Origin of the sequence: Candidatus Poriferisodalis sp. (genome assembly GCF_965221945.1) — a bacterium.
Taxonomy (GTDB): domain Bacteria; phylum Actinomycetota; class Acidimicrobiia; order Acidimicrobiales; family Poriferisodalaceae; genus Poriferisodalis.
Genome location: NZ_OZ244925.1, coordinates 2823840 through 2835639, shown reverse-complemented (window position 1 = coordinate 2835639; position 11800 = coordinate 2823840). Strand labels below are relative to the sequence as shown.

Sequence of the window (11800 nt, the reverse complement as noted above, 5' to 3'; positions counted from 1 at the left end):
CGCCGGACGTGGATCCGTGTAGCTAGGCGCTCCAGCCGCCGTCGACGTGGATGGTTTGACCGGTGATGTAGCTGGCGCCGGCGCACAGGAACAGGCAGGCGTCTGCGTATTCGGGGGCGGTGCCGGGACGCCCCAGCGGCAGCGACTTGGAGTCTTCGAAGACGGTCTCCCAGCGGATCGGGAAGTTGGTGGAATCGGGGTGCACGTAGCTGGGGGAGATGGCGTTCACCCGCACCTCGGGGGCGAGGCCGCGGGCGAGCTCCTTAGTGAGCGTGATGAGCCCGCCCTTGGCGACGCTGTAGGGCGAGCTGGAGCCGCCGCCTCGCCAGCCTGACATGGATGCCGTGTTCACGATGGCGCCGCGGGATGCCTTCAAGTAGGGCGCTGCGGCCTTGGCCGTGCGGAACGCGGAGAGCAGGTTGATGGACAGCGCCTCTGCCCACAATTCTTCAGTCTGCGATTCAAGGTCGCTGGCGGGAATCGTCTCGAGCGTGACCGGGTGCCCGGCGATGTTGAGCAGGTAGTCGATGCCGCCCATCCGCTCGGCTGCGGCTTCCACCATGGACGCCACCGAGTCGTTGTCGCGCAGGTCGCAGGGGGCTTCAAACACGTCGAGACCCTCGGCCTGCAGTGTTCGCACCGTGCCGGCGAGGCGCTCGCCGGGCAGGTCCGCGATGGCGACGGTGCTGCCGTTGGAGGCAAACGTGCGGGTCACGCCGAGGCCGATGCCGCTGGCCCCGCCGCTGACGATGCTGCGCTTGCCGGTGAGATCGGCGCTGATCATGACGCAGCCTCCCTGTTGTTCTTGGAGTGCGGGGTTGGTGGATGCGGGGGTCGCAGGCGAGAGATGTGCCGATGAGCGTTGTGTTGATGGTTGGTGCGCGCTGGCCGGGACACGGTCACGAGCCCTGTGGCAGGTACTGGTCGTGGGACCACGGGTCGAGCCGCAGGCTGAGTTCACGCAGGCGGCCGTGGAATTCGTCGCGGGGAACGTGGCACAGGCGAATGTGGCGGCCGCTGGCCGGATCGAACGCCGTGCGGCCGTGCATGACGCGGTGGTTGTCGATGAGCACGCCTTGACCGGGCTCGACCCGGATCGCGGCCGTGAACTCGGGGCTTGCCATTCGATCGCTGAAGGCCCGGATGGCGTCGTAGAGCCGGTCGACCTCGTCGGCTGGTACGTCGGGCGGGCCCAGCGCCCGGTCGAAGTAGCGAACACCGCTCGGACGGCCGAATTCGTCGAGCCGGATGAGGGGGCTGCGGCTGCGCATGTTGATCTCGCCGGGATGCCGCCGCACGTGGGTGACCGGCAGGGTGGTGAGCGCTTCGAATGCGGCGGGTTCCTGGGCTCGAAGCGACTCGGCTATGGCGAAGCCGTCCACGTAAGTGCTCATGCCGCCGACGTCGGTGTTCGACAGACAGTGGAAGATGTCGATGCCGGGCGGGGAATAGTAGAAGGCGTCGTCGATGTGGGGTGCCTGGGCCATGCCGGTCTTGGCGCCCAGCTTCGCCACCGGTTCGGCCCGCACGTCGTAGATGCGGCCATAGACGGTGGTCTCGTGGATCGGGCCGACCAGGTTGGCGAGCTGCTCGGTGTGTTGGGGGTCGGTGCCCAGGTGGTCAATGCGCACGACGCCGTAGTCGCGCAGCAGCCGGTACGCGCCGAGTTGGCCGGGGCCGCCGTCGCTGGCGTCGGCCCAGTCGACGGTGGGGAAGCGGTCCGACAGCTCTGCTCGCCACGTGATCGGCTGCCACTCGGCTCGCCGTTGGCGGGCTTCGTCGTCGTAGGCGTTGGCGGCCAGCCAGTCGCTGCCGTAAGTGGACCGGTGGCCGTCGGGCCAGACCAGCACAAGATCGCCATCGACTGTCTGTGCTGTGGCAGGCGTGATGTCGGCCGGGAAGCTCGCCACCGTCGTGAAGCGGATGCCGTCAGCCGGGTTGCCGCATTCGGGACACCAGCAGCAGTGCCGCAGCCACTGGCTGGCGAAGGTTCGGAGTCTTTCGTCAGAGAACTCGACCTGCACCCGCTGCCCGTCAATGGTTGCACCGGTCACCGTGGGGGCGTCTGCGATGCCGAGCCGGTTGCCGAGGTGCGGGTTGTAGGTGGTGATGCCGCCGACGTCCCCGTGTCCCGCCGCTGCACCGGTCGACCCAACCGCCGACCCTTCAGCCGACCCGCCAGTCGACCTCTCAGCCGATCCGTCGGCCGGCTCCCAAGGCCCCGCCGACAACCGAGTCGACCCGTCCGTCGACGCTGGGATCGGCCTCGCCGACGCTCCAGCCGACGCATCTGTCGACGCTGGGATCGGCCTCGCCGACGCTCCAGCCGACGGCTCGCTCACCGCTCAGTCGCTCCCGCCGCTGGTGGCGTCCAGCGTGTGCGCCGCCACCAGCTCGTCGTTCAGCTCCACACCGAGCCCGGCACCGGTGGGCAGCGCCGCGTAGCCGTCGATGATCTTGGGCTCGGGCGGGTGCACCAGCTCGGTGCGCAGCCGGGAAGGACCGAGCCGAGACGACCGAAACTCGACCATCGGGATCGTCAGGGCTGCCGCCTGCAAGTGGAAGTTGGCGACGTCGGTGATGCCGGTAGCGAAGCTGTGGGGGATGAGCTGCGCGCCGTGCAGCTCGCACAGCTCGGCGATGCGCATCAGCTCGGTGAAGCCGCCTGCACGGCTGACGCCGGGCTGTACCAGCGACACACCGCCAGTGGTCAGCCACTCGCGCACCTCCCAGCGGCCTGCGGCGAACTCGGCCCCGCCGACCCGAACGGGCGATACCGCTGCCAGCCGGGCGTGACCGGCAAGGTCGTCGTGGCGCAGCGGGGCTTCGGCGAAGGCGATGTCGAAGTCCTCGATGCGTCGCAGCGTCCAGACGGCGTCGTGCCAATCCCACCAGCGGTACCCGAAGTCGAGGGCGAGCGTCAGGTCATCGCCAAGCGAGGTGCGGCAGGTGCGGACGAACTCGACGATGCCCCGGTCAGGCACTTCAGCGCCGAACAGCACCGGCACCTTGACAGCAGTGAGGCCCTGGTCGGCGGCGATGGCGGCTTGGCGGGTGATCTCGTCGAGCACGGCGTTCATCGGGCCGTCGTAGATATCGCCGGGGTAGCAGGTGGCATACGGCCGGATGCGCTCGGTCCGGGCGCCGCCGAGCAGCTTGTACACCGGCAGTCCGAGCTGGCGGCCAGCGAGGTCGTAGAGCGCAATGTCCACTGCCGAATACGCCTGGATGTAGGTGCCGCGACGCCCGTGGTAGAAGCTGCCGTGGTACGCCCGGTCATAGAGCGCGGCTGCCTCGATCGGGTCGGCACCAACCACCACGTCCTTGATGCCCTGGCTCCAGAAGTGGATGGTGCGCTGGTCGATCATCGCTTTGACGACCGCCGGCGTGCAGACCGATTCGCCGATGCCGACCCGCCCGTCGGCGTCGATGACCTTGACGAGCAGCGTTTCCTCGGAGCCTTCGGCGAAGGCGTTGCCCACTGCGGGCACCGACACGATCAGGGCCTCGATCGCGGCAACGGGGCACGGCTGGCGGGCGCTCATCACCACAGCGCTGCCCGACATGTCACCCATTGGTCCGGCGGCAGTGTCGCCGCCGGTCACGTCATCGACGATCACCGCAGCGCTGCCCGACATGTCACCCATTGGTCCTGCCTGAGGTCCCGGCCCGACAGTGCGTTCGGCGCAACGTGACCACGCGTCTCAGCCGCTCGGACGTCAGCCGATGGGGCTCTGTGCTGTAAGGCCACCGTCCACAGTAAACACGCTGCCTGAGATGAAGCTGGCCGCTGGGCCCGCCAGCCAGGCGACGACTTCGGCGACGTCGTCAGGGGTGCCGAGCCGACCGACGGGATGACGTTCGACTGCCGCTGCGCGCGCAGCGTCAGGGTCCGCTTCGAGATCGAACACGGCGTCGGCGAGCGCCGTGGCGATCCAGCCGGGGCTCACTGCAACGCAGCGGATGCCCTGGTGGCCGTGGTCGACCGCAATGGCGCGGGTCAGGGCCTCGACGGCCCCTTTCGACGCGTTGTAGACAGCCATGCCGGGGTCGGCGTGGGTTGCCGCGATCGAGGCGATGTTGATGATCACGCCGCCCTTGGGCCGACCGGCTTCGCTGCCGGTTTGCTGGCCTGTGATGTGGCCCGTCATTTGGCCCGTCATCTGACGCACGGCCGCACGGCACAGGTTGAACACGCCCCGCACGTTGACGTCGATGACGTAGTCGAACTCCTCGTCGGTGGTGTCGGCCACGGTCTTCTCGACCTGCACGCCGGCGTTGTTGACCACCACGTCCAGCGACCCGAACTGCTCGACGGCTGCAGCAACCAGCGCATCAGCCTGGACAGGGTCGGCAACGTCGGTGCGCAGCCATCCGACGCCGTCAAGATCGGGTTCGTTGCGGCTCCCAGTCAGGACGTCCCAGCCGTCGGCCACGAATCGTCGCGCGATCGCCTCGCCGATCCCCGAGCTCGCCCCGGTCACCACCACACTGCTCACGGCTGATCCTTGGCCTCGGTTGCCGCCGTCATCCTGCTCACGTCCGCCCCTTCCCGCCGATCTGTCGCCACAGTTGGCAGGCTTGCAGCATGACCGATGCGCAGCGCGCCACTCGCACACCTGCCGCCAGCGATGGAGCGGTCACATGAGGATCGTCGCCATCGATCACGTGCAGCTCACGATGCCTGCTGGCGAGGAGGCAGCCGCTCAGGCGTTCTATGAGGGCTTGCTCGGTTTGCCACGCGTGCCCAAGCCGCCTCACCTAGAAGCCCGAGGCGGCTGCTGGTTCGAGAGCGACACCGTCAAGATCCACCTCGGCGTCGAGCAGCCCGACGACGGCCTGTACCGGCCTGCCCGTAAAGCCCACCCGGCCCTGCTGGTGGAGGGTCTGCCTGCACTGGTTGAACAGCTCCGAGCCGCCGGCGTCACCGTCCGTGACGACGACCCGCTCGAAGGCTACGACCGGGTTTACGTCGACGACCCCTTCGGCAACCGCATCGAGCTGATGGAGCCTCACACCTGAGCCCCGCTTGCGCCAAGGATCCGCAAATCGGCGGTTCTAGTGTCGCTTGAGGTCCTGAGATCAAACCTGGATGACGCTCAAACCGTCGATCGCGGGGAAGTCTTGGTCCTGGGTCACGACGGGGACTTCGTGTGCGAGCGCCGTGGCGGCAATCCATGAATCATTGATCGGCATTGCCATGCCTCGTTCCCGGAGAGTGACGCGCAGAAGTGCCCAGGCGGTGGCCACATCGGTGTCGATCGGCAGCGGTTGAAGCGCCAGTGCGTTGGCCAGCGTCGACAGGCGGCGGTCACGCACGACGGTGTCTGCGGCCCTGAGCACGCCGACTCGAAGTTCACCGATAGTGACGATCGACACGCTCAGTTGATCCGGGATCGCCTCCGTCCGAACCGGGCGACCTGTCTCGCGTGCGATGAAGATCGATGTGTCCGCCAGACCGCGGCTCAGGGCCATGGCAAGTCGTCGGTCGTCTCAGCGGAGAGATCCGCCAGGTCATCGGACAGGCCAGGATCGGCTTGGTGGGCCAGCACGTCCCGGATGAAGCGTTCCCGGCTCATCCATTGCGGCCGCATCTCGACAGGCCGCAACTCGGCCACGGGACGACCATGCACGGTGATGCAGATCGACTCGCCGGCGGCGACTCGATCCAGCAGCGCACGAGTCTGGTTGCGGAGTTCACGCGAAGCCACTTCCTCCATGGACGCAGTGTCGCATATATGCGACGTTTGTAGCAACACTGCAGACCTTGCCATTGCGGAGCGATCGATCGGAATACGAGTTGGATCGGTCGAGTTCGCTCGCGTCTCACTCACGTCGGTGACCGTAGGGACCGCGCTAGGTCAACGCGGCATCGTTTTCTGACGGTGCGCATCGAGCTGATGGAGCCTCACACCTGAGTTGAGCGTTCGAGCCCAGGAGCTCGCGTCAATCGTCAAACTGCGTGTGACGGTCTGAATGACTCGAACTTGAGCACTGGGTCGTTCCAGCCTTCATCGCTGAACAGCGTTCCCGCGAGTCGCCCGATCTCATCGGCTGACTTCGCGGCCGAACCGCAACCGCCGATCGCGACTGCGACGCGATCATCGACCCAGTCGATCCATGGGAGACCGTGCGGGGTGTCCGTGACCACACACGGCTTCAGATCTCGGGAACGGATCGTGCGGTCGGGGAGGAGTTCCCGCAGTCTTTCCTCGAGTGCGTCGGCCTCAGTTTCGCTCCCGCCGCTGCGGAACCAGTCCACTACGTCTGCGGGGTTTGTGGCGCACCCGACGGAGCGGTCGTAGCCGCCGATCTTCAACATCACCCGTCCGTCCGGGAATCGAACCGGCGGAACCCAGTAGACGTCGCGGCGAGAGTCCGCATCTGTCCTACGGATCAGGCTCGGAAGCGGCGGACCGTCGTCGAGCTCGGCGAGCAGGATCGTTCGAAGCGTGCGTTCGAGCGGCAGGTCGACCGCGACGAGCTCAGCCGCCCACGCTCCAGTGCACAACAGCACGTTGCCGGCGAGCATCGTGTCGTTCCCGAAGGTCAGCTGCACGCCGTTGCGTGTCGGTGCTGCCGCCGAAACGGGCGCGTCCACGATCAGCCCGCCCGCTGCGCTCGCGAGCCGGTTCTGGGCGACGATCATGCGCCGCGGGTTGATGTGCCCGGCCGGTGCGGATTCGAGAATGATCGTCTCCGCACTCGACATGGCGATCCCGAAGCGTTCAGCGACCTCGGTCGCGGTGACCTCGCGCGCGTCGATGTCGAGTTCCAGCGCGAGAGCGAGATCGGCCCTCGGATCAGCCGAGGCGTAGACGAGTCCGGCACCGGTGTGAAACGGCACACCGGAGCGTTTTTCGATGTCTGCGTACCTGGCGATCGAGCAGATCGCAAGCTGGGACCAGGTGGGATCAGGATCAATCATCCGCGTAATGCGGCCCTCGTCGTAGTGGCTCGCGAAGGGACCCGACGACGTTGCGTAATCCGCCGGTTCACCAGGTCCGATCAGCGCCACCGAGTGTCCCGCCTCTGCGAGGTGCCTCGCGGCAGCACTGCCGATCAGACCTCGTCCGACAACCGCTACCTCAACGTTCGACATGGGTGCAACGTAGATGCTCTCTTGCCGGACGACCGGTACACGTTCCGCATTACCACGAGACCGCCAGCTCACGTAGTCCGGACAGGTCGAGCTTGCGATCGCGGCACCACCACCAGGCGTAGCTGCGGCACGCGGCATCGGTCATGTCGTAGATGTCGCCGACTTGGCGAAGGTCGTAAACCGACAGGTACGCCTCGGCATACGCGTACGCGGTGACGCCCGGGTCCCATCGTTGCGGGTCAGAGCTGGCCCATTCCCAGGCTTGGGCGTAGGTGGCGGTAGCCAGACGCCGTGCGATCGGCAGGACCTTCTCGTCCCACTCCCGCAACGAAGCGTTCACCTGGTCGATCTCGGCTTGAATCGGATCTGGCGAGTCCGGATCGTCGCGTGCGCTCAAGCAGGAGAAGAGCATCGCAGTGTGCTCCTGCTGGCTGGTCGCGGTCTCGGTGAGAGCCTTGCGGAGCTGTTGTCGGGTCGTCCTCACTGCCTGAGAAACCTCCGGCGGAGGCCACACCACCGGGCCAGGTGCGGTGTGCGCGAAGGCGAGTCCATTCGAGCTGGCGGCGCCGACGAGATGCGCGAAATTGCTCACTTCGAGGCAAGCGATATCGAGGCCGGCAGGCCACGGCCCCTCCGACGCCTTGATTGAGGCGAGAGGCACCTCGTGGTCATACAGGACCGGATCAGGTGTCCCGGGCTCGCCGGTGTCGGCGGTGTAGTCGTCAAGCGCGGCGTCCCACCAGCCCGGAAACGCGGCTCGGCAGAGTTCGTCGACCTCCGAGCACGAGGCGACCCGGCTCACGAGCGTCCCTAGGAGCTCCGCCGCCATGCAGATGCGACGGTCGCTGTCCGGTGATCGGGCCGTGCGCTTCACCGGGCGCGACTGCCGGCCGCCTGGCCGAGCAGCACCGCGGGATCCCGTGCAGCGCGCCAGCATCTCGTCACACGCCCGAGCTACCAGATCCGGCCACTCGAGTGGCTCGCCTTGGGCGAGGCAGGCATGCACCGCATCGTCTGCGCCGTTGACCAACCGAGCCGGACGCTTGTCGGAGCCATAGTGCGGAATGATCGGAATGAGTTGAGGTGTTGTTGTAGTCATGCGACGCAACGTATGAAGGGGGTGTCACAGCCATGATGACGGGGCTAGTGGTTCGGGCCCGGATCTGACCCGGGGCGGCTGACTCGTCCCTGGCGAATGTCAGCCGCTGGGGACGTGGACGATGGTGCTGCCCGCGACCCGGTCCGCCACGGTGCGCGGCTGGTCGCTCAGCACCAGCAAGATGATGTCGACGATGACACCAAGCCCGAAAGTGACAGACCAGTAGATCTCCTTGAACACCTCGCGTACGAACATCCGGCCCCATCCGAAGCGCGTCCCGTCGGACTTGACGGCCACCAGACCGAGGACCTGCTTGCCCGGTGTCTGCCCTCGTGCCAAGACGATGAGCCACCAAACGGCGTACGCGAACACGATGTACCAGTAGAAGTAGGCCAGCGCAAATAGCGCGACGTCCACGAGGCGGGCGGCCATGCGGCGCATTGGTGTAGCAGCGTCTTCGTCGAGACATGGCTCACGCCGTGGCGGCTCAAGTCCCTCAGACACTGCGCTGAGTCTGTCAGCCAGCAGCGCCACCCGTCAGGACGGACAGCGCTTCCGTTACAGCTACCACGGCTCGGCCTCGGTCATGGCAATCGCATTGGCCAGCGCCGCGGCGTCTTGCGCAGAGGCGTGATAGCGGGCGGTTCGGCGTGCCCCCGTCATCTGCAGCGCTTGCGCCGCAACCATCCTGCGCAACAGGCGTGATGCTTGATCGGGCCCAAGCCGACAGAGTTCGGCTGCCTCTGCTCGTCCGATGGAACCGTGTTCGGCAACGTAGGTCAGCACCATTTGTTCTTGCTGAATCAAGTCGAAGCCGCGGGTACGGACGTACGCGGCTGGCTCGCCCAACTGCCGGTAGAGCTCGGCGGCGAGGTGATACGTGCGTCCCTTGCCCTCACCGCGGGCTTCGAGCAGTCCGCGTTCTACGAGTGCATTCAAGATCGAACGCGCACCCTCGGCGGGGATGTGCAACAGCTCGCCCGCGCGCACGGAGGTGATCCGGCTCTCGGCGCGCACCTCGTGCAGCACCTGCAGCGTTTGGAGGTTGAGCGCATTGTTGTCCCGCGCCGCGGCGGCGGCGAACGCCGCAAGCTCTCGATCCGCCGCACCGGCCGGCACCTGCGCTTCGACCCATGCTCGAGTCGATCGTGAGTAATCCGGCTGAGGCCTCCCCAGCGCAAGCTGGTGCCGGTAGACGCGCTTCACGCCGCGGCCTGTTCGCTCGACGAGCCCGGCCCGCTTGAACGCATCGGCGATCAGGGGGTTGCGTGCCTGCGGCGGCGCAGTGAGCAGGTTGTCGATGGTGATGCCATCGGGAAAGCCGCCAGGACTGCTGACCGACAAAGTGGTTCCTTCGACGGCCACTCTGACTTGGCCGTTGAGCGAGTAGTCGCGGTGAACGAAGGCGTTGGCGATCAGCTCTCGGACCGCGACTTGGGAGTAGCGCGGGAGGCCGAGCCTGAAGAGCCCATCGTCGATCTCTTCCTCAGGGTTGTAGCGGTTCACTGCTTCAGCAAGCTCGAGCATTGCTCGCAGCAGTGGCACGGGCAAGCTCTCACTGGCTTGGACGGCATCATGCTCGTCGAGTGCTTGAAACACAACAGCGTGTGTGGGCGCGAACGTCGACAAGACGTCGGCGGTTCCAAACAGCAGCGCCGCCCCGAGCGTCGGAACTCCGTCAACGGATCTGAGCCCGAGTGCGGACAGAAGATCGCTATCGGAGAGTTCGGCCAGAATCGCGTCACCGCCTCCCGTTGCGAGTCGACGGAACCGGTCAAGTTCGGCGATGTCCAAGTCGTCGACCGTCAAATCGGACAATGGCAGGGTCGACAGGTCGCGCACTCCTAGTGAGGAGGTTCGGGCCTGGGTTTCATGGGGGAGCATGGGGAGGCACTGGGGCTTGCCGTCCACATCGATCGCGCGTCTCACATAGCGACCCGATGTCGTCGCCACGACAGATCGCGGCTTTGGTACGCGGACGACCACGATGTCGACACCGTCGAGTTGTTCGACGCTGACCTGGACGTTGAGAGGGGGTGAAGTCCTGTAGGCCACGAGGGCTTCCACACGCGGGCCTTGTGTCGTGCTGCCATGCCGAGGAGATGCCCCGATGATGGTTCCGTCGTCTTCGACGCCGATCAGCAGCCAGCCGCCGTCGCCGTTTGCGAGGCACACCACGGCCTCGGTGAGCTCGCCGTCGTTTGCGTCACGCTTGAATTCGACGGTGTATGTCTCACCGCCGGCGACCAGCTCTTCGAGGTCGTGAGGCACCATGGAGAGATTATACGCGACTGTTTACGTTTTACGAATTCCAGTGCTCAAGTGCGTATAAGTTTGTAAACCGTGGTTTACCGCCCGCGGCGTGCTGTTTCCCGAGTGGTTTGAGACCAAGCACATCAACGTGAAGGACGAGTTCGGCGAGTGGCGTGGTGTCAAGCGTTGCGGCATGGCAAAGGCGCTCGACCACCTCGGTATGCCGCTGGTGGGCACGCACCACCGCGGTATCGACGACGCCCGCAACATCGCCCGCATCGTCCAGCAGATGCTTCCCGACCTCGCCGACAGCGCAGCCGAACAGCGAGGGGCACATCGCGGCGGGCGGTCGAGTCTGTTCCGGGCCTACGGGTGTGCAGCATCCGGCTCGAGCCTGCGTTGACGTAGCCAGGTGCTGCGGCCACGTTCAGCAGCCGCCACCGTCGGCGTCTACGTCGCGGCCGGGTGGGGTACCGGTTCGCCTTCGCGCTGGATCGGATCATTCAGATCTTCGGCTGTCCTGAAGCAACATCTGGAGGTCATTGCGCTGCAGTTCAAGAACGCGTTCCCGGTCAACTTCAAGGCCTACGAGCAGGCTTGCAAGCGAAAGGAAGTCGTCCTCGGGAAGATGTTCGTGTTCGACAGCCCAAGTACGGGGTTTCGCAATAATCTATTCTTTGTCGTGTATTTTCGTTATCTATTGTGTCTGGATGCTCACGACTTGCGGCGAGGGTCAACGGTGCGAACTGTTCGCGACAGGCCAGAGATCGCCGGACTCGGACAGCGACGACGCGAAACGGTCAGGTCGTTACCATCGAATGTGTCGGCCGAAGTGCGTTTTGCACGATGCGCTTCACCAGTGTGGGGAGGAAGAACATGTCAAGCGATCGAGACACCTACAAGTATCAATTCGTCGGCCCGGACCGCCGGATCAAGCACAGTGGCATCACGAACGACCTGAACCGCCGCGAGAACGAGTTGCGCAGCGAATACGGCGAGGGCACCATCCGCCAAGTCGGGCACAGGACCACCCGCGAGGCTGCCCGCGAATGGGAGGCGAGTCGGCCGACCGCGGGCCGGTCGGGTCCCTGACGAGCAAGTCCCCGGTCGGTTTCCAATCGTCGTCGGCCAGCCGAGCGACGCTCCCCGAGCCTGAAGACAGCGAAGACTGGTACGTCTGGGAAGTTCGGCTCGCGGCTCCTGATGGTGAGGATCATGCTTGGCTGGTTGTCTCAGGCATGATCGAGCGGGATCAGATCAACCGGCATCTGCTGGCAACCGACCCGGACTTCAGGGAGATCGGCAGGACACGCGTCGGCGGAGGCGTAGAGCCGTTCCACAGCGGC

General features: G+C 65.9%; 13 protein-coding genes. 3 read left to right on the top strand and 10 right to left on the bottom strand.

Going from position 1 to position 11800, the window contains the following annotated elements; genetic code table 11:
* Nucleotides 1-22 precede the first annotated feature (22 nt).
* The 4 genes from ACOQPH_RS13180 to ACOQPH_RS13165 all read right to left on the bottom strand — a co-directional run bounded on the left by ACOQPH_RS13180 (nt 23) and on the right by ACOQPH_RS13165 (nt 4499).
* The gene (locus ACOQPH_RS13180; protein WP_420621839.1) at nt 23-784 is read right to left on the bottom strand and encodes an SDR family NAD(P)-dependent oxidoreductase; all 762 of its coding nucleotides are present in this window, start codon (nt 782-784) and stop codon (nt 23-25) included.
* A gap of 115 nt (nt 785-899) precedes the next feature.
* Entirely contained in the window at nt 900-2231 is a 1332-nt protein-coding gene (locus ACOQPH_RS13175) for a TauD/TfdA family dioxygenase (RefSeq protein WP_420621838.1), read from the bottom strand.
* A 114-nt stretch (nt 2232-2345) separates the two neighbouring features.
* The gene (locus tag ACOQPH_RS13170) at nt 2346-3647 is read right to left on the bottom strand and encodes a mandelate racemase/muconate lactonizing enzyme family protein (RefSeq protein WP_420621837.1); all 1302 of its coding nucleotides are present in this window, start codon (nt 3645-3647) and stop codon (nt 2346-2348) included.
* Nucleotides 3648-3719: 72 nt separating this feature from the next.
* Nucleotides 3720-4499 (bottom strand): SDR family NAD(P)-dependent oxidoreductase, encoded by a 780-nt coding sequence (locus ACOQPH_RS13165; RefSeq protein ID WP_420621836.1) that lies wholly within the window; start codon nt 4497-4499, stop codon nt 3720-3722.
* Between the two features lie 145 nt (nt 4500-4644).
* On the opposite strand from ACOQPH_RS13165, the gene ACOQPH_RS13160 reads away from it, so the two are divergent.
* Nucleotides 4645-5022 carry a VOC family protein gene (locus ACOQPH_RS13160; protein ID WP_420621835.1) on the top strand — a complete coding sequence of 126 codons (378 nt, stop codon included), beginning with the start codon at nt 4645-4647 and terminating at the stop codon, nt 5020-5022.
* 60 nt (nt 5023-5082) lie between these two features.
* Here the strand turns inward: ACOQPH_RS13160 and ACOQPH_RS13155 are convergent, their stop codons facing one another.
* The 6 genes from ACOQPH_RS13155 to ACOQPH_RS13130 all read right to left on the bottom strand — a co-directional run bounded on the left by ACOQPH_RS13155 (nt 5083) and on the right by ACOQPH_RS13130 (nt 10475).
* A complete protein-coding gene (locus ACOQPH_RS13155) occupies nt 5083-5475 on the bottom strand; it encodes a type II toxin-antitoxin system VapC family toxin (RefSeq protein ID WP_420621834.1) in 393 nt (130 codons plus the stop codon).
* Nucleotides 5466-5720, bottom strand: a complete 255-nt coding sequence (locus ACOQPH_RS13150; RefSeq protein ID WP_420621833.1) for a type II toxin-antitoxin system Phd/YefM family antitoxin — start codon at nt 5718-5720, stop codon at nt 5466-5468. The genes ACOQPH_RS13155 and ACOQPH_RS13150 overlap by 10 nt, the downstream gene beginning before the upstream one ends.
* A 233-nt stretch (nt 5721-5953) precedes the next feature.
* The gene (locus ACOQPH_RS13145) at nt 5954-7102 is read right to left on the bottom strand and encodes an NAD(P)/FAD-dependent oxidoreductase (RefSeq protein ID WP_420621832.1); all 1149 of its coding nucleotides are present in this window, start codon (nt 7100-7102) and stop codon (nt 5954-5956) included.
* Between the two features lie 49 nt (nt 7103-7151).
* Nucleotides 7152-8201 carry a hypothetical protein gene (locus tag ACOQPH_RS13140; RefSeq protein WP_420621831.1) on the bottom strand — a complete coding sequence of 350 codons (1050 nt, stop codon included), beginning with the start codon at nt 8199-8201 and terminating at the stop codon, nt 7152-7154.
* A 99-nt stretch (nt 8202-8300) separates the two neighbouring features.
* Nucleotides 8301-8705 carry an RDD family protein gene (locus ACOQPH_RS13135; protein ID WP_420621830.1) on the bottom strand — a complete coding sequence of 135 codons (405 nt, stop codon included), beginning with the start codon at nt 8703-8705 and terminating at the stop codon, nt 8301-8303.
* Nucleotides 8706-8765: 60 nt separating this feature from the next.
* On the bottom strand, nt 8766-10475 hold the full coding sequence (locus ACOQPH_RS13130; RefSeq protein WP_420621829.1) for an ATP-binding protein: 1710 nt from the start codon (nt 10473-10475) through the stop codon (nt 8766-8768).
* Between the two features lie 88 nt (nt 10476-10563).
* On the opposite strand from ACOQPH_RS13130, the gene ACOQPH_RS13125 reads away from it, so the two are divergent.
* On the top strand, nt 10564-10857 hold the full coding sequence (locus ACOQPH_RS13125; RefSeq protein WP_420621828.1) for a hypothetical protein: 294 nt from the start codon (nt 10564-10566) through the stop codon (nt 10855-10857).
* Between the two features lie 473 nt (nt 10858-11330).
* Nucleotides 11331-11546, top strand: coding sequence for a hypothetical protein (locus ACOQPH_RS13120; protein ID WP_420445215.1), 216 nt, complete (start codon nt 11331-11333; stop codon nt 11544-11546).
* Nucleotides 11547-11800 lie beyond the last annotated feature (254 nt).